Annotated in this window: 12 protein-coding genes; 6 read left to right on the top strand and 6 right to left on the bottom strand. The window is 70.9% G+C overall.

The window, feature by feature from the left end; genetic code table 11:
• Window positions 1-184: 184 nt before the first annotated feature.
• On the top strand, window positions 185-4432 hold the full coding sequence (locus ACYVGI_RS09505) for a hypothetical protein (RefSeq protein WP_460632346.1): 4248 nt from the start codon (window positions 185-187) through the stop codon (window positions 4430-4432).
• Window positions 4429-9306, top strand: coding sequence for a hypothetical protein (locus ACYVGI_RS09500; protein ID WP_460632345.1), 4878 nt, complete (start codon window positions 4429-4431; stop codon window positions 9304-9306). The genes ACYVGI_RS09505 and ACYVGI_RS09500 overlap by 4 nt, the downstream gene beginning before the upstream one ends.
• A 180-nt stretch (window positions 9307-9486) precedes the next feature.
• Here the strand turns inward: ACYVGI_RS09500 and ACYVGI_RS09495 are convergent, their stop codons facing one another.
• Window positions 9487-10884, bottom strand: a complete 1398-nt coding sequence (locus tag ACYVGI_RS09495) for an MFS transporter (RefSeq protein ID WP_460632344.1) — start codon at window positions 10882-10884, stop codon at window positions 9487-9489.
• Window positions 10885-10969: 85 nt separating this feature from the next.
• On the opposite strand from ACYVGI_RS09495, the gene ACYVGI_RS09490 reads away from it, so the two are divergent.
• On the top strand, window positions 10970-11449 hold the full coding sequence (locus ACYVGI_RS09490; RefSeq protein WP_460632343.1) for a nucleoside deaminase: 480 nt from the start codon (window positions 10970-10972) through the stop codon (window positions 11447-11449).
• Here the strand turns inward: ACYVGI_RS09490 and ACYVGI_RS09485 are convergent.
• Window positions 11446-11691 carry a hypothetical protein gene (locus ACYVGI_RS09485; protein WP_055896531.1) on the bottom strand — a complete coding sequence of 82 codons (246 nt, stop codon included), beginning with the start codon at window positions 11689-11691 and terminating at the stop codon, window positions 11446-11448. The two genes, ACYVGI_RS09490 and ACYVGI_RS09485, sit on opposite strands and share 4 nt — an antisense overlap.
• A gap of 122 nt (window positions 11692-11813) precedes the next feature.
• Between ACYVGI_RS09485 and ACYVGI_RS09480 the strand changes: the two genes are divergently transcribed.
• The 3 genes from ACYVGI_RS09480 to ACYVGI_RS09470 are packed head-to-tail and all read left to right on the top strand — an operon-like array spanning window position 11814 to window position 12842.
• The gene (locus ACYVGI_RS09480; RefSeq protein WP_460632342.1) at window positions 11814-12185 is read left to right on the top strand and encodes a DUF7882 family protein; all 372 of its coding nucleotides are present in this window, start codon (window positions 11814-11816) and stop codon (window positions 12183-12185) included.
• Window positions 12186-12189: 4 nt separating this feature from the next.
• A complete protein-coding gene (locus ACYVGI_RS09475) occupies window positions 12190-12513 on the top strand; it encodes a DUF7882 family protein (RefSeq protein ID WP_460632341.1) in 324 nt (107 codons plus the stop codon).
• A 41-nt stretch (window positions 12514-12554) separates the two neighbouring features.
• Window positions 12555-12842, top strand: coding sequence for a DUF4287 domain-containing protein (locus ACYVGI_RS09470; RefSeq protein ID WP_460632340.1), 288 nt, complete (start codon window positions 12555-12557; stop codon window positions 12840-12842).
• A gap of 22 nt (window positions 12843-12864) precedes the next feature.
• On the opposite strand, the gene ACYVGI_RS09465 is transcribed toward ACYVGI_RS09470, so the two are convergent.
• The 4 genes from ACYVGI_RS09465 to ACYVGI_RS09450 form a co-directional block, all read right to left on the bottom strand.
• A complete protein-coding gene (locus ACYVGI_RS09465; protein ID WP_460632339.1) occupies window positions 12865-13800 on the bottom strand; it encodes an NADP-dependent oxidoreductase in 936 nt (311 codons plus the stop codon).
• Window positions 13801-13834: 34 nt separating this feature from the next.
• A complete protein-coding gene (locus ACYVGI_RS09460) occupies window positions 13835-14917 on the bottom strand; it encodes an NYN domain-containing protein (protein ID WP_460632338.1) in 1083 nt (360 codons plus the stop codon).
• A 174-nt stretch (window positions 14918-15091) separates the two neighbouring features.
• Window positions 15092-16510 carry an aminotransferase class III-fold pyridoxal phosphate-dependent enzyme gene (locus ACYVGI_RS09455; RefSeq protein ID WP_460632337.1) on the bottom strand — a complete coding sequence of 473 codons (1419 nt, stop codon included), beginning with the start codon at window positions 16508-16510 and terminating at the stop codon, window positions 15092-15094.
• A gap of 18 nt (window positions 16511-16528) precedes the next feature.
• Entirely contained in the window at window positions 16529-18013 is a 1485-nt protein-coding gene (locus ACYVGI_RS09450; protein WP_460632336.1) for a CoA-acylating methylmalonate-semialdehyde dehydrogenase, read from the bottom strand.
• Window positions 18014-18102 lie beyond the last annotated feature (89 nt).

Genomic DNA, 18102 nt, shown 5'->3' with positions numbered 1-18102 from the left:
CACGCAAACGCCGGACACGCAAAAGCCGGACACGCAGAAGCCGGACACGCAAAAACCCGGCCCACAAAAGTCTGGCGCGTCGGCCGTAGTCGGAGCATAATTTCCCCGTCAGCGGCATGAATCCACCCGCCGGGCTGGATCGGACACCCTGCTCTCGAAGGCATTCGATGAGAACGGTGAGCTCATGGCTGCAGGGCAGAACAACAGAAAACGACAGGACAGACAACGCGCGACGGGCGGCGCAGGGGCCGCACCGGCAGCGGCGGCCGGGTCCGGGAGAGCGGCTGCGGCCGCCCAGGACGCCGGGACCGCGAACGCCGGCGCCGCGCGCGGCCGGAGGGCGTCGGCGAACGCCGCACCCGAGACGCCCCCGGCCACCACGGGCCTCCGCTTCGCGGCGTCCTGGCGGCTGGTCGGCCACCCCGGCATTGCCTTCGGCGGTCCCGACCCCAGCCAGAGTCCCGGCATCCCGCGCTTCCCCGGCGCCCCACCGTTCGGCGGCGTGCGCCCCGTGCTGCCGGGGCGCGGCCCGCACGCGCGCGCCACGATCGTGGCGGACATCATCCGTCCGGAGGACCTGGTCGCCCTCACGGTCACCTTCACCGGATGCACGCTCACCGACGGCGCGAATCCCACCGTCACGCCGGTCGCGACCGCGCCCGCGCCCGCAGCCGATCCAGCTGCGCCGCCAGCAGCGCCGCCAGCGGCGGGGGCCGCCGACGCAGCCTCAACCATGACCGTCGACTTCGCGTTCCAGCACCTGCACGAGGAGGCTCTGTACGAGGCGCCCACCGGCCCGCCGGCGCTCATCGTCGACCCCGTCACCGGCAAGCCCATCCCGGACACGGCGACGCCGTCCCCGGCCGGGGCGACCGTGCATCCCATCGTCGGGCACCGGCCGGCTCGCGGCTCGCGGCTCGTGTTCTCCGTGCCGCAGGGGGAGAGCATCCCGTTCACCTCCGCCGGGATACTGGCGGCGATGACCCGGCTGACGCCGGTGCTGCATCCGCTGGCCGCGCCGTCCGGAACCGCGCCGTCGCCATGGAACCCTGGCGACAACCCGGCAGCGGCGAACCAGGGGAACGCCGGAGCGGGAGGTTTCCACCAGCGGGTGGTCGTCGGCAAGGGCATCATCGCCACGCTCACCGGCAGCGGCGTCGTCCTGGAGCCCGCGACCGCCGCCCAGCAGCGGAAGGTCGCAGGGCCAGCCACCCTGGACAACCTCGTCTCCACGGCGAAGGTGCTCGGTCAGGTGCGCGCATCCGTCGCCGCCGTGCGGCCCGTCGTGTCGGACGGTGTGAAGCTCGGCGGGCTCGACGCCAGCCTGGCGGCCGCCATCCCGATCGGCCCCATCGGCCGGGGAGAGTTCGGCGGGATCGGCAACCTCCCGCGCACGCGCCCCATCCTCAGCGACAAACCGGATGCGGGCCAGACCGCCATCGAAGCGCCCTTCCGGCTGATGATCTCGCCGACCGCGGACGGACGCTGGGCCCACGCCGTCTCACCCGTGCCGAGTGCGACCGCGCCCGGGTTCGTCGAACTGTGGCACTCCCGGCTCGGCGTGGCCTCCGACGATCCTGCCGCACCGGATGAGCGCGACGCCGACCATCGGGTCGTCCGCGCCATCTGGACCCGCGACCGCGACAGCGTCGGCGCAGCGGACTGGCAGTCCGCTGCCATCGACCAGGCCGGGGGCGCGTTCACCGTGCCGCCGCTCGGCGGGGACTCGCCGTTTCGCGCCTCGCTGAACGCCGCAGACCGGCACCGGCTGGTGCGGCAGACGTCGGAGTCGTGGCTGGCGAAGAACAGACGCAGCCGCATCGACCCGATCCCGGTCGGCGCGAAGGCGCTGTGGCTGTCCGGGCTCGGCGCGACGCTCGACCTGCACGGCGCGTGGCCGACCCTGCCGTACTCGCTGGCCGGGCTCGCCTCCGTGCTCGCCTGGGACCACCAGGCTCCGTTCGGCCGCGACCAGTATGTCCGCGTCGCCTACCCCGGCTACCTGTTCCCCCTCGGCCACAAGGCGGCGCTCATCAAGGTGACCGAACGCAAGATGAAGGCGGCCACGGGAGGGTCGGTCGCCGGGCTGTACCAGCGCAAGTTCATCGTGCTGCTGGAGCGGACGCGCAGCTACAGCGGTCAGCGCGACTTCCCGTTCGCATCCATCGAGCTGCAGCCGTCCGTGACGCCGGTGATCGACGACCCTGGCGCGGCGGAGAACTCGTCGTTCTGGCCGACCATCGGCGGCAAGCGATTCCTCTGGGTGGTGAACACCGTCGACCGCGATACGCAGCCGATCCGACTGAGCTTCCCGATGCTGTGGGTGAGCGAGTCGGTTCAACCGCCCGACTTCGCCACGGTGATCCACGCGAAGTACGACAACGACCCCGACCGCGAAGTTCCTGCCAACGGCCAGCGGGTCGCGTTCGCACCGCGCCCGGCCACCGGTTCGGGAGATGCGCAGGCGGAGACGCAGACCATCCGGCTGCTCGGCACGCCGGTGGTCGGCTCGTCCACACCGACGATGAGCTCGGCCGATGTCGTGCTGCCCGCCGTGCAGCACCTCTCCGCGACGCCGAGCCTGCCGGTCGCGTACGCCAAGCAGTTCCTCTCCACCGGGCTGGATGCCGGCAATGCGGGCCAGGTGTGGGCGAACGTGCTCGCAAACGACAGCACCATCACGCCCGCCGACTTCCCCGACCTCGTCCAGCACGGCATCCCGCTACCGTCGCTGTCGTTCGGCGGCTCCGGTTCGACCAGCGGCACGGACAAGGGCGGCGGTTTCATCGCGCCGAACCTGCCCATCCGCGGCGTCTCCGCGCTCTCCGGTCCCGTCGGCGACATCGACAACGCCATCCATCAGGACTTCGACCCCATCGCCTACCTCAAGGGCGCCCTGCCGAAACTGTTCGGCCTGGTCGACCTGGTGGACGTGATCGAGGCCATCACCGGCGAGCCGCTCAAGCTGCCGAAGGTGGTTTCGCAGGCCGTGCAGCTCATCGAGGGTTTCATCGACGACGTGCAACGGCTGCGGGATGCGGTCGAGCAGGCCGTCCGGGATGCGCAGCTCGCCGTCGACAAGGCCGCAGACCGCTCGAACGACGCCGTCGCAAAAGCCACCGCCGTCCGCGACCAGGTGGTGGCGGCGAAGGACGCGATCGTCGCGCTGGTCACCGACTTCCCCGGCCAGCTCGCCGGAGCCGTCGCCTCCCCGCCCACTGTCACCACCGCGCAGCTCCAGGGCACGATCGGCCAGGTGGGCACGGCCCTCGACGGCGCGCTCGCCATCGACGGACTTCCGGTCTTCGCCCGCAACCAGCTCACCTCGCTGAAGAAGGCCATCGACCCGGTCGTCGCCGACGTGGATGCGGCGCTCAAGGCCGTCGACTTCCTCCGTGGCCTCGCCTCCGACACCCCGCAGGTGCGGTTCCGGTTCGAGTGGACGCCGGAGATGAAGTCGTGGCCGGCGGGCGCCGACCCCATCCTGAGCCTGCAGAAGGACAGCCTGGTCATCGCCATCGACGGCCGTGCGAGCGCGACAGGCGACATGACGGTCGACGTGCTGGCCGAGCTGCGCGAGTTCCAGCTCAACCTGCTGCCGGGCGCACCGCTCATCCGGGTGCCGTTCGAACACATGTCGTTCAAGGCCGGCTCCAACGGCAAGACCGACGTGGATGTGGTGCTCGGCGACCTGAAGTTCGTCGGGCTGCTCTCGTTCGTGGAGGTCATCAAAGAGCTGATCCCGTTCGACGGGTTCTCCGACCCGCCGTTCCTGGACGTCTCGCCGTCCGGGCTGAGCGCCGGTTTCACGCTCGCGCTGCCGAACGTCGCCATCGGCGTGTTCAGCCTGTCGAACATGTCGCTCGGCGCGGACGTTCAGGTGCCGTTCCTCGGCAAGAGCGTCACGGTCGGGTTCAACTTCTGCACCAGGGAGCGCCCGTTCACCCTCGCCGTCGTGTTCCTCGGCGGAGGCGGCTGGTTCGGGATGCGCATCGGGCCGAAGAAGCTGGAGATCCTGGAGATCGGTCTCGAAGCCGGCGCGTGCCTCGCGGTCGACCTGGGGGTCGCATCCGGTTCGATCTCGGCGATGATCGGCATCTACATCCGGCTCGAAACCGACAAGGGCTCGCTCACCGGGTACTTCCGGCTGCGCGGAGAGGTGGATGTCCTCGGGCTCATCTCCGCCTCGATCGAGCTCTACATGGAGCTCGTCTACCAGTTCAACACCGGAAAGATGATCGGAAGGGCGACCATCACCGTGCAGGTGAAGGTGCTGTTCTTCTCCGCGTCCGTGCAGATCAGCGCCGAGCGTCAGTTCGCCGGGTCCAACGGCGACCCGAGCTTCCGCGAGGTGATGTGCGAGCCGGACGGCGACTCGCCAGCGTGGGCCGACTATTGCGAAGCGTTCGGATCGGAAGGGGTGCCGGCATGAGCACCGAGACGTTCATGACGACCGTGCTGCCGCGGTCGACGAGACAGGATGCCGACGCGCACGTGTCGGTGTTCATCAGTCCGAAGCTGGTGCCGGATGCGGCGTCCGCGCGGCTCGACACCTTCGCCCTGTTCCCGCACTGGGCGGCGCTGGTGCTCGATGGGGCGACGATCGAACTCGCCGACGACAACGGAGCGCTCGCCGCAACGGTGGCGACGGCCGCCGAGGTGGCGCCGGATGTGACGGTCTGGGACACGATCTTCCCTCCGGACACCCCGGTGTCGGGCAACCCCGTTCCTCGGCTCGACCAGAACAGGTGGCGCGGCTTCTCCGCCCGTTCGGTGCACGACATCGGCAAGCTGGTGCACCTGGCGACCGTGCTGTCCGACCCGACGAGCCCGCCGGCGCCGTCCGCGCATCCCCTGGCAGAGCAGGCGCTCGAGATGACGCAGCGCTGGCCCAGGCACGACCTGCCCGACCGCCGCAACCTGGAGTTCGACGAGTCGAGGCTGACCGCGTTCCTCGACGAGATCGTCGAGACGGATGCTGAGCCGCAGGAGGTCTCCCGCAGAATCGCCGCGAACGAGGACTGGTTCCTGCGCGCCCTCGGCGAACTGCACAGGGCCAGGCGCTATTACGAGCGACCGGAGTCCGAACAGCCGTACCAGGAGGTGCCGGACACGCAGCCGACCGGGCTGCCGCGCCAGGGACCGGAGTTCCACGCGCGGGTCGGCACGATCGGCGACCACGCCGCGCTGCTGCGGAAGACCGGGCTGGTCATCGACCTGCGGGTGACAGACCCGTCGCGGCTGCTGAAATCGCGCTGGCTCACCGCCGTGGTGTCCCTGAACGGGAGCGCGGCGGCCTGCCGCCCGACGCACGTCTTCGTGCGGGCGCTGGGCGACGGGACATTCGTGACGGTCGCGCAGACAGGCGACTGGCTGGACGGGTCGCTCGCTCTCGGCGACGACAGCCTGTTCTCCGTGCTCGATCTGGATGCGGACGGCACCGCTCTGAAGACCGAGCGGTTCGTCTGGACGCTGCCGAGGCTCCTGCACGTGCAGGACAACGACGACCCGGTCAACGCGGCGACACCGGCGATGCGTGCGAGCGGGCTCACCGTCTCCCGCGCGGAGGAGGCGCAGAGCGCGAAGGACCAGTTGGCCCACCAGGCAGCGCTCGAGACCACCCCCGTACCCGACCTCTTCACCGAGCAGGTGACCCGTGGGATGCGCGTGGAGGTCTGGGACGACACCGTGCGCACCTGGTCCTCGCTGCACGCGAGGATCGCCGATGTCGCCGCGAGGCACGACGACGGCACATACACGCCGGTCTTCACCGGCCTGGCGGAGCAGGGCTTCATCCAGGGGACCGCCGCCAATCAGACGCCAGGCGACCCAGCCAACCCGGTCAACGTGCACGAGGCCGTGTTCGGCTGGGAGGGCTGGAGCCTGTCCGCCCCTCGGCCGGGCAAGCGCGTGCGCAACGAGCAGCAGATGGTCGACGGGCGCGAGCAGACGGTGGAGGTGGTCGAGGACGTGCCGGACGACGTTCCCGACCCGACGCATCCCCTGCGGTTCGTCAACCGGGTGGCGCCGGGGACGCTGCCGCGACTGCGGTTCGGCCGCTCGTACGCGTTCCGAGCCTGGCAGGTGGACCTGGCGGGAAACACCCGCGCCGACGAGCTGAATCCGCAGCCGCTGCCGCCTGGACCGCCGCCGGAGGCGATCCTGGCCGGGCTGCAGACCGCGCCGCCGCCGCTGTTCGACGCACCGGGGGCGACGATCGGGCCGGTGCTCTCCGGGTTGCGCGACGGGACGGCGGCGCTCCACGAGGCGAGGATCGCTGCGGAGGATGCGGCGCGGGTCGCGGCGGAGACTCCGGTGGTCGGGGGACAGGGCGGCGCGACCGGCGCGACGGGCGCGAACGGCGCGACAGCCGCGAACGGCGCGACGGCCGCGAACGGCGCAGCGGACGCCGTGGATGCGGCGGGAACGCTGCGCTCGGTGTTCGCCGCCGAGCCGCCCGCCGCGGTGATCGACGGCCTGCTCGGACGGGTGAGGGCCAGGGCGCAGGGGACGGGCGTGGCGCGAGCCACAACGGTCAGCGCAGCGGTCACGAGGGCCGCGGCCGCCGACCGGCGCAGCCTGGTGGACGCCGCATTCGCCGCCGCCGTCGTCGACCCGGCCATCCCGTTCGCCCAGCCGACATCGACGCGCGACGCCGCGAGCCTCACCGCCGTCGCAGCCGCGCAGCTCCGCGGGCAGCCGGAGTTCCAGCGCGCGGCAGGAGGGGCACTCGACCCCGCCCTGGTCGCCGGGGCCGTGCTCGCAGCTATGAAGAAGGTCACCCCGCTCGTTCCCTTCCTGCGCTGGGACCCCATCCCGTCCCCGGCGCTCGTCCCTCGCCGCCGTTTCACAGAGGGGGAGTCGCTGCGCGTGCTCGTGATCCGCTCCGGCGTGACGCAAGACCCCGACACCCTCGCGGTCACGGTCACCGACCCCGCCGCCTATGCGGCGAGCGTCGACGCGTCCCTCGGCTACGCCGCAGACACCGAGCGGCACCTCACCGCCCCCAAGACCAGCCAGATCCAGGCCGAGCAGCACGGCGAGTTCGACGCCGCCATCGGCTCGGATAAGGCGGCGGCCCAGCGCGCGGCGCTCGCCGCGATCCTGCGCGAGAACGGCAGCTTCTTCGACATCGACGTCGCCGACCTCGCGACCGTGGGGGCGCGCATCCCGCAGCCTGGCATGGCGCTGCTGAGCCAGACCCTCGAACCGGACGGCAGCCAGCCGGTGCCGTCCCCGGCCAACGGGCTCAGGATGCTGCCGCTCCGGCCGGGCGAACTGCCGGACCCCGACCCGTCCGTCGAAGCGCTGCGGCTCCGGCCGGGCGATGCGCCTGCGCCTGGTCAGTACGTGGTGCACGACGTGGACGAGCTGGAGCTGCCGTACCTGCCGGACCCGATCGCGGACGGCGTCAGCTTCGTCTTCCCCGAGGCGGGGGCGGGGCGCACCATCCGCTTCCCGTTCGGCACGGAGGGGTTCACCGCCGCATACCCGGGCGGTTGGCCGGACAGGAAGCCGTTCCTGCTGGCGCTGGAGGGCGGGGATGTGCTGGACTCCGCGGTGGCGGGCAGGCGCATCCGGTTCGTGCTGCCTCCCGGCGATGTGCAGCGGGCACGGCTGTCGAGCAGCCTGGTGCGTGCGCGGCTCGACTGGCTGGGCATCTGGCGCAGTTTCGCCACGGTGCTGCAGCAGACGCCGGAGGTCCGTGAGGCCGCCGTCGACGGGTGGCTGTGGGGGCTGACGCCGTTCGAGGACCTGACCTTCGTGCACGCCGTGCCCCGGCCGCTGGAGGCGCCGCGGCCGACCGTGCTGCACGCTCTTCGGCTGCCGGGCGACACCGCGTCGTTCCTGTTCGGCGGCGTCGACATCGACGGGCAGAGCACCGACAGCATCACGGCGCAGGCGTCGTGGGACGAGCCGGTCGACGACATCACTCAGGATGCGCCGTCCAGCGCCCACACGGACGCCATCGCGTTCACGACGCCGATCCTCCCCGACGAGGACATCGCCGTGCTCGCCGGGCACGACGCGCTGATCACCCTGCCGGGCTACGGACCACTGCGCACCCACGAGTCGACGCACCGTTTCGCCGACACCAAGCACCGCCGCGTGTCCTACTTCTTCCGCGCGGCGACCCGCTTCCGCGAGTACTTCGCCCCCGAACTGCTGCGCGGCGACCCCGCGAACCCGCTCGACGACGGGGCGAGCGTGATCGGGGAGACAGTGGAGGTGTCGGTGCCGTCGAGCGCTCGCCCTGCCGCGCCGGTCATCCACTCGGTGCTGCCGCTGTTCCGCTGGAACGAGGGGGTCGAGCCGGAGCAGCCGATGGCGCGCAGGGTCACCAGGCAGGCCGGGGTGCGCATTTACCTGCAGCGTCCCTGGTATTCGAGCGGGGACGGTGAACTGCTCGCCGTGCTGCTCGCGGCGAACGGCGACGACGTCTTCGGCGAGCCGCCGGACGACCCGGGGACCGGCTTCCCGTACGTGAGCCAGTGGGGTGGCGACCCGCTCTGGGTGAGCGCTCCCGTCGCCGCCCGGCCGCTGAAGACGGTGCAGCTCGACGACCTGCTGCACTCCTCCGGCATCGACGACGAGCCCGTTCAGGGCCGCCCGGCGACACCCGCCGTCTCGCTGCCGCTGCCGGCAGGGGTCGCCGACAGGAACGTGCTGGCGGTCGGCTACCGTCCGCAGTACAGCGCGGAACGGAAGCTCTGGTACGTGGACATCGCGATCGACCCTGGCACCGCGTTCTGGCCGTTCGTTCGGCTCGCCGTTGCCCGCTACCAGCCCGACAGCGTCGCGGGGGAGCACCTCTCTTCTCCTGTGCGCTGCGACTTCGTGCAGCTCACGCCGGAACGCATCGCGAGCGTCGGCCGCACGGACGACACGCACGTGCGCGTGGTCGTCAGCGGCACGCGCGGCCTCACCCGGGACACCACGGCGCCGCGGTTCGGGCTGGAGGGCGCGTTCGCGCGGCCGGTGGACGAGAACCGGCTGCTGGTGGCGAGCATCCAGACCGTCGATCCCGCGATCGGCGGCGATCTGGGCTGGCGCACCGTCGCGACGGAGGAGCTGGTGCTGCGCGGCACGGGCGCGAACGCGTTCGAGGGCGCCTGGGTCGGCGAGCTCGACGCCGGCGAGGTGGTGCCGCTGAGCCGACCCGGCCACAACCCGGGCTGGCGCATCCACGTGGAGGAGTGGGAGCGGTTCCCCGGCGACCCGCCCGCCCCGGAGGATCAGCGCGTCTACCCGGACGGCCGCGTCTGGGAGCAGCGCCTGGTCTTCGCCGCCGACATGGAGTTGTGACGCCGTCGCCGTGCTCTCCGTCCGAACGGAGAGTCCGGCCGACACGCCGCCGACTTCTCCGTAACGAAGGAGTTACGGTCACAGCCCGCCACATTCTCCGTCCGGAAGGAGTCGCGACGCGGCCCGCCGCGGTCGCCGTAACGACGGAGGATGCGCGTCCGGGGGCCGCGTTCTCCGTCGTTACGGAGAAGTGGGCGGCGTGTCGGCCGACGGCTCCTGCGGTCGTCGCGGCCGCACGAAGACGAGCAGCGCCAGGTGCACCACCGCGAGCGCCGTCGCCACCCCCACCGCCGCCAGCCACGTGGATGCGGTGGTGCCGCCCGTGAACAGCAGGCCGAGCATCGTGGTCGCCACGATCGCGCCGACGTAGCGCGCCGTCTGGAAGATCCCGGCCGCGACGCCGGCATCCTGCGGACGGGCCGCAGCGTACAGCGCCTGGTTCATCGCGATGCTGACCACGCAGTACGGCACGCCGAGCACCGCCGTGAGCACCAGAACGACCACCGGCGCCGTGGTCGCCGCGCCGACCGCGAGCAGCGCCGCTCCGACGATCAGCGCCGACGCGCCCCAGAGCAGCGTCGTGCGCACCCCGACCCGCTCGATCGCGCGCGCGGCGAACGGCGTGGCCACGATGGTCACCGCCGCCAGCGGGAACATCAGCAGGCCGGTGATCCCGGCCGAGTACCCGCCGTGCTCCTGAAGGAACTGCGGCAGCCCGAAGAACGCCGAGTAGTAGACGACGTTGAAGATGGCGAAGCACAGGTACACCATCAGCAGCCGGCGGTTCGCGGCGAGCAGCCGCAGGTCGATGAACGGATGCGCAGTGCGCAGCTCCCGCCAGACGAACAGCGCGGCAGCGGCGATGCTCACCGGGAGCAGCCACCACAGCGGCTGTGGCCGCAGGTCGAGCAGGAAGACGAGCATCGTCGCGAGCGCCGCGACGAACGTCACGATTCCGGGAACGTCCGACTCGGCGACCACCTGCCGCAGCGGCGCGCGCACGCGCTCCGGGTCGCGCGGCGCGAACAGCCACACCCCGGCGAAGGCGGCGATGGCGATCGGCACGTTCACCCAGAAGATGGCCTGCCAGCCGAGGAAGGTCACCAGCACGCCGCCCAGCACCGGCCCGATCGCCGCCCCCGACGTGTTGGCGATCTGGATGCGCCCGAGCAGCCTGGGCGTCGCCGCTCCCGCCCCTGCCGCGATCGACCGCAGCATCGCGATGGCAGACGGGAACGCCGTCGCCGTGCCGACGGCGAGGGCCACCCGCCCGGCGCACACCGCGAAGAAGGAGGTCGCGAACGGCGTGAGGGCGCAGGCGGCGACGACCACGAGCATCCCGAACAGGAACAGGCGCCGCGGGCCGAACCGGTCGGCGAAGCGCCCCATCAGCGGCTGCCCCGCCGCCGACGCGAGGTAGAACGAGGTGATGACCCAGGTGACCGTCGCGATGTCCACCCGGAAGCTGTGCTGCAACGAGACCAGGGCGACCGCGATCATCGACGAGTTCAGCGGATTGAGCAGCGTCCCGACGCTGAGCGCTGCGACGGCGGCGCCGGGGCGCTTGGCATCGGTCACGCCGACCAGCCTACGACGGGGCGGCCAGTGCCCTGCGCGACCGGTCGGCCCGCCCGTGCGCACCGCGGCGGGCTATCGTGTGGGCATGACCATCAGCGACGACGACACCCGCCACATCGACAGGGCGGTGCAGCTCGCGGCCGAGGCTCTGGATGCGGGCGACGAGCCGTTCGGGTCCGTGCTGGTCGCAGAGGACGGAACGGTGCTCGCCGAGGACAGGAACAGGGTCAACAGCGGCGACGACACCATGCATCCCGAGTTCGAGCTGGCCCGCTGGGCCGCCAGGAACCTGGACCAGGATGCCCGCGCGAGCGCGGTCGTGTACACCTCGGGGGAGCACTGCCCGATGTGCTCGGCGGCGCACGCCTGGGTGGGTCTCGGCCGGATCGTCTACGCGGCGTCCGCTGCGCAGATCAGCGGCTGGCGCGCATCCTGGGGCGTTGCGCCGTCCGTGGTGAGCGCGCTGCCGATCGGCGCCGTCGTGCCCGGCCTCCCGGTGGACGGACCTGTCGCGCCGTACGACGACGAGGTGCGCGCGCTGCTGCAGCGAGCGGCGGGCCGCTAGTCGTCGAGGTCGGCGGTGGTGACGGGCACGGTCGCCTTGTACGGGTACGCGGGCATCGACGAGAACTCCTCGTCGTCGTCCAGCTCGTAGACGTCGTAGGCGAGCGCGCCTCCGAACGTCGTCGCGACGCGGATCTCGCCCGGTGGGCATCCGCCGATCAGGGGGACGATGACGACGCTGTCCAGCGTCACCCCGTCCTCGTACAGGAGGGCCGCTTTGATGGTTCGCGTGAGAGCGTCCATGCCGCGGAGCATACGACCGGATGCGCGCCGCCGTGCGCAGGAAACGCGCACAGCGCCGAAACCGGAATCCGACTTGACGCAGAGACCGGTGGAGGCGAAAGTGGACCCCGGAGAGGAACTGCATGGGAACGCTGATCTACGACGGGACGGACGGGTTCACCTTCGACGATCGCGTGCTCGCCCACCTGCAGGCCGTGATCGCGACGAAGCTTCGTCGGAGGGAAGGGTTCCTGCTGCTCTGGATCGACCGGTCGGGTGGCACGGAGGGCACGCTGCGCTCGGTCTGGCTCGACCCGTCGATCAGCATCCAGTTCGTCTTCACGCACGCCAAGCTTCCCGAGCTGAACCGGGAGTGGCTGACGCTGCTCACCGAACGGGCGAACAGCAACTCCGGGCTGCTGCTCGAGGACGAGCTGCGAGCGGAGATCCGCGAGGAGGTGCCGGTGGGCACGTACCGGGCGTCGCGGACGAAGCGCGCCGAGCGGGCGGAGTAGCACAGTGGGAAAACTGGTCTACGGCTACGGGGAGGAGTACGACTTCGACGACAGGACCCTCTCACACGTCAAGATCGCAATCGTCACCAAGCTTCGCAGACACGAGAGCTTCCTGCTGAACTGGGAGATCCCGCCTGAGCAGGGCGGCGGCAGAGTCAGCCTCTGGATCAGTCGGGAGCTGCCGATGGCGTTCGTGTTCGCCGGCAGCAGGCCGCCGACCCTGAACGACCAGTGGATGGAGGCGCTTCTCCAGTCGAGTCAGCGCACCGGCGGCATGGTGATCATTCCAGAGGATCAAGCGGAGGCGTACGTGCGCGACCCTCGCTAGACTCTGCGGATAGCGTCCGCGACGATGGGGAGAAGGAGCACATGTCGTTTCAGGCATATCTCGACAACATCGAGGAGAAGACCGGCAAGACGCCGCGCGAGTTCATCGAGCTCGCGAAGGAGCGCGGGTTCGGCGATGGCACCAAGGCGGGCCCGATCCTGGAGTGGCTGAAGACCGACTTCGATCTGGGCCGGGGGCACGGGATGGCTCTCGTCCATGTGATCACGAAGGGCCCGAAGATCAGCACGAAGTTCGTCGGAGACGACGGGACGCACGGCGACGCCTCCGAGACGCTGTGGCTCGACGGCAAGGCGAGCAAGCCCGCCTGAGCGCGCTCGCGGGCGCGCCGACTCAGGGCAGCAGCGCGATCTTCCCGCCCGGGTGACCCTCCTGCAGGAAGGTGAGCGCCTCGATCGCGTCGGCGAGCGGGTAGGTGCGCGCGACCGGGACCTGCAGTCGTCCGCTGCCCGCGAGGGCCAGCAGGTCGGCGCGGACGCTGTCGCGATACGCCGCGCTCTCCGGCTGGGCGCCACCGATCGCCTGGAAACCCTCCTGCGCTGCGCGACCAGCAGCCGCGATGGTGACGATGCGGTTGCGGTCGGCGACGAGTGCGAGCGACACATCCACGGCCTCATCGGTGCCGACCGTGTCGATGGCCGCCCTGATGCGACCGTGGCCGGCCTCGCGCGCCCGGTCGAGGAGGCCGGGACCGTAGGCGATGGGCGTCGCGCCGAAGCGGCGCACCTCGGCGAACCGCGCCTCGCTCGCCGTGCCGATCACGTGCACGTCGAGCTCGGCCGCCTGCTGGAGCACGCTCACCCCGACCGCGCCGGATGCGCCGTGCACGAGGATCGTCTCTCCCGCACGCGCACCGATGACGTGCAGCGCCTGCGACGCTGTCGATCCGGCGAGCAGCAGGTTCGCCGCCGCGGCGTCCTCCAGCCGGGGCGGCTTGGCGAAGACGTCCTTCGCCGGAACGACCACCTCGGTCGCGTATCCGCCGGAGATGCGGAAGGCGACGACCGCATCCCCGATCGCTCCGCCTCCGGAGGCGATCTCGGTGTCAGGGCCGATCGCGGACAGAACCCCGGCCGCCTCGTAGCCGATGGGTGCAGGCAGGTCGACTCCGTCGCGCGGGGAGGAGACGTGCTTGTAGTCGGCCGGGTTCACCCCGGCTGCGGTGACCCGGATGGTGACCTCGCCCCGGCCGGGCTCCGGGAGGTCTACCTCCTGGAACTCCCAGCCGTCCAGTCCACCCCATCGTGTCGCAACCCATCGTCGTGCCATGCGTCTATCCAATTCCCCCGACCTGTGTGCTGGCTCAGGACACGCGGCCCGAATGCTGAGCGCGTCGCGCCGCCCTGGTTGGCGCGAGGCGCAGCATCTGCGCCGTCGAGCTGTCGTCGAGTTCGACCAGCGTGCTGCGCGACTTGATGAAGTCGCTGAACGACCGGTAGCCGAGCGACTTCTCGCTGAACGACGGGTCCATGCGCTTCATCTGGCCCTTCACCGTCGAGCTGTGCAGCCACTCGGCGTCGTCCTTCTCGTGACCGAGCTGCATGGCGCGGGCGAGCAGGCGGGTGGCGACGACCTGCGGGTCTTCGCCCGGTTCCTCCGCCGGTTCTTCCACGACAGGCTCCGGTGCGGCGGCGGCCTTGGTGGAGCGGCGCTTCTTCGGTGCTACGGCGGGCTCTGCGGCCGGCTCGGCGACGGCCTCCGCTGGCGCGGCGGCACCAGTGGCAGGGGCGGCGGCGTCGACAGCCACGGTGCCCGCAGCGGCGGCGGCGCGCGAGCCGGAGGCGACCGGCGCGGCCACCTCGTCCGCGTCGTCGTCCTCCACGCGTGCGACGCCGGGCAGGTCGTCGTAGGTCACGAAGTCGTCGCACGCCGCGGCGAGCGACTTGCTCGTGGACCCGGCGACGCCGATCCCGATCACGTAGCGGCCGAGCCGCTTGCACCGCTGCGCGAGCGCGATGTAGTCGGAGTCTCCCGCCACGATCACCACGTGCGTGAGGTCCGGCAATCGGAAGAGGTCTTCGACCGCATCCACGGCCAGCCGGATGTCCGCGCCGTTCTTGGCGTACGCGGCGGCGGGGAAGAGCTGCACGAGGTCGACGGCCCGGCCGACGAGCTGGCCGCGGTAGTCGGCGTTGACCGCGGCCGACCAGTCCGCGTACGCGCGGGTGAGCACCAGCGTGCCGAACGACGATGCGAAGTCGATCACGGCTCCGATGTCGACGGTCGCCTCGGCGAGCTTCGCGGTGAAGGTGGGGTCGGTCTTGCCGGCCGCCTTCTGTCTGTCGCGCATGAACTGGCCGCGGCCGTGGACTTGGTCGTACCTCGAGATCACGATGTTGTCGAAGTCGATGTACACGGCGACGCGGCCGTCTCCGGGTTCGGTCATGGCCCAACCCTAACCGCAGAACGGGGCCCCGGCGTCCTGCCGGGGCCCCGCTGTGGATAGATCGACGCTGTGGATAGATCGACGCTGTGGATAGATCGACGCTGTGGATAGATCGACGCTGTGGTTAGATCGACGCTGTGGAGATCCGCGCTGTGGATGGGCGCGGTCGCCCGGTCAGCGCGTGTGGCGGTCGGCCACGGTGAGCGCTGCGTCGATCGCGTCGAGTCCGCGGCGCAGCTCGTCCTCCTCGATCACCAGCGGCGGCGCGATGTGCATCCGGTTGAAGTGGGTGAACGGCCACACCCCCGCCGCCTTGCACGCGGCCGCCACCTCGGCCATCGGGGCGGCGTCCGCGCCGGCAGCGTTGAACGGCACGAGCGGTTCGCGCCTCTCGCGGTCGCGCACGAGTTCGAGCGCCCAGAACAGTCCGCGTCCGCGCACCTCGCCGAGCGATGGATGCGTGTCCAGCCAGCCGGTGACGGTCGGCTCGATCACCCGCTCGCCGAGGTCGCGCACGCGCTCCAGGATGCCGTCGCGCTCGAACACCTCGAACGTCGCGACCCCCGCAGCGCAGGCCAGCGGATGCCCGGAGTACGTCAGGCCGCCCTGGAACGACACATCGTCGAAGAACTCCGCGATCCTGTCCGAGATCACCACACCGCCGAGCGGCACGTAGCCGGAATTGACCCCCTTGGCGAAGGTGATGAGGTCGGGGACGACGCCGAACGCATCCACGGCGAACCACTCGCCCACCCGCCCGAAGCCGACCATGACCTCGTCGGCGATGTAGACGATGCCGTAGCGGTCGCACAGCGCGCGCACCCCGGCCAGGTAGCCGGGAGGCGGTACGAGGACGCCGTTGGTCCCGACGATGGTCTCGAGGACGATCGCGGCGATCGTGGCTGCGCCCTCCAGCACGATCACGCTCTCCAGGTGCTCGAGCGCGCGCTGGGTCTCCTCCTCCGGCGTGGCGGCGTGGAAGGCCGAGCGGTACAGGTACGGTCCGAAGAAGTGCGCGACGGAGGGGTCGCTCGGCTCGTTGGCCCAGCGCCTCGGGTCGCCGGTCAGGGAGATGGCCGCCCCGGTGCCGCCGTGGTACGAGCGGTACATCGACAGCACCTTGCGGCGGCCGGTGACGCGCCTGGCCATGCGCACGGCGTACTCGTTCGCGTCCGCGCCGCCGTTGGTGAAGAACACCCGGTTCAGCGTGCCGGGGGCGACGCGGGCGATCCGCCTGGCGAGTTCCCCGCGCACGTCGTTCGCCATCGACGGCTGGATGGTCGCGAGGCGTCCTGCCTGCTCCTGGATGGCGCGCACCAGGTCCGGGTGCTGGTGGCCGAGGTTCAGGTTCACGAGCTGCGAGCTGAAGTCGAGGAAGGCGTTGCCCTTGTAGTCCCAGAAGGTCGAGCCTTCGCCTGCTGCGATGGGCAGCGGGTCGATCTGCGCCTGCGCGCTCCAGGAGTGGAAGACGTGGCTGCGGTCGTCGGCGCGCACCTGGGTCTCTGCGTCGCTGTCGCCGAAGGAGTGCGTGACGCCGCGCCTGTCTTGATACCCGGTGCGGGCGGCGGCAGTGGATGCGATGGTGTCGGTCATGGTGTCCGTCCTGTCTGCTCAGGAGTTGCCGGGGAAGGCGAGCTCGATCTTCGAGTGCACGGGGTCCGGCCAGCGCGTGGTCACGACCTTGCTGCGCGTGTAGAAGTGGAACGACTCCGGCCCGTAGATGTGCGAGTCGCCGAACAGCGAGTTCTTCCAGCCGCCGAACGAGTACGCGCCGATCGGCACGGGGATGGGGACGTTGATGCCGACCATGCCCACCTCGATCTCGAACTCGAACTGCCGGGCGGCGCCGCCGTCGCGGGTGAACAGCGCGACGCCGTTGCCGTAGACGTTGCTGTTGACGAGGGCGACGGCGTCCTCGAAGGTGTCGACCCTGACCACGGAGAGCACGGGGCCGAAGATCTCGTCGGTGTAGACGGCCATCTCCGTCCCGACGTTGTCGATCAGGCTGACGCCGATGAAGAAGCCGTCTGCGTCGAACTGCTCGGCCGTGCCGTCGACCACGACGGTCGCGCCCTCTGCAGCGGCTCCCGAGACGTATGAGGCGACCTTGTCGCGGTGCTCGCGGGTGATCAGCGGACCCATCTCGCTCGCCGCGTCCGTGCCGTCGCCGATCACGAGAGAACCGAGGCGGCGCTCGATCGCGGGGACCAGCCGGTCGCCGACGTCGCCGACGGCCACGAGCACGCTCACGGCCATGCAGCGCTCGCCCGCCGAGCCGTACGCGGCGGACACGGCGGCGTCCGCCGCCGCCTCGATGTCGGCGTCCTCCAGGACGACCATGTGGTTCTTCGCGCCGCCGAGGGCCTGCACCCGCTTGCCGTTGGCGCTCGCCCGCTGGTAGATCGACCGGGCGATCGGGGTGGAGCCGACGAAGCTGACCGCATCCACCCGGGGGCTGTCGAGGATGGTGTCGACGGCGACCTTGTCCCCGTGCACCACATTGAGGACCCCGGCCGGAAGTCCTGCCTCGAGGAACAGGTTCGCCAGGAAGACGGACGCGCTCGGGTCCTTCTCGCTGGGCTTGAGCACGACGGTGTTGCCGCAGGCGATGGCGCTCGCGACCATCCAGAGCGGCACCATCACCGGGAAGTTGAACGGCGTGATGCAGCCGACGACGCCCACCGGCTGCTTGACGCTGTGCACGTCGATGCCGGTGGAGACCTGCTCGCTGTACTCGCCCTTGAGCTGGTTGATGAGCCCGGAGGCGAACTCGACGTTCTCCAGTCCGCGGCCGATCTCGCCCGCCGCGTCGGAGAGCACCTTGCCGTGCTCGCTCGTGACGATGGCGGCGAGCTCGGCGGAGCGCTCCGTGAGCAGGTGGCGCAGCTTGAACAGCACGTCGGCGCGCTTGGTCAGGCTGGTCGAGCGCCAGCCGGGCAGGGCCGCGCGTGCGGCGGCGATGGCGGCTTCGACGTCGGAGACGCTGGCGAGCACGACCTCGTGCTGCTGCTCCCCGGTCGCCGGGTTGAAGACGGGACCGGTACGGACGGGCTCGCCGGTCTCCGCGCCGTCGATCAGGTGACGGATGAGGGCCACGGGCATTCTCCTTCGATGCGTGCCGGACGAACTGCCCGGATGAAAACAGTAGGCTTGCATCCCAATGGTTACAGAGAAGGAGGCGGGCG

The sequence above is a fragment of the Leifsonia lichenia genome, from assembly GCF_054780215.1.
This window is presented reverse-complemented; position numbering and strand designations above follow the sequence as displayed.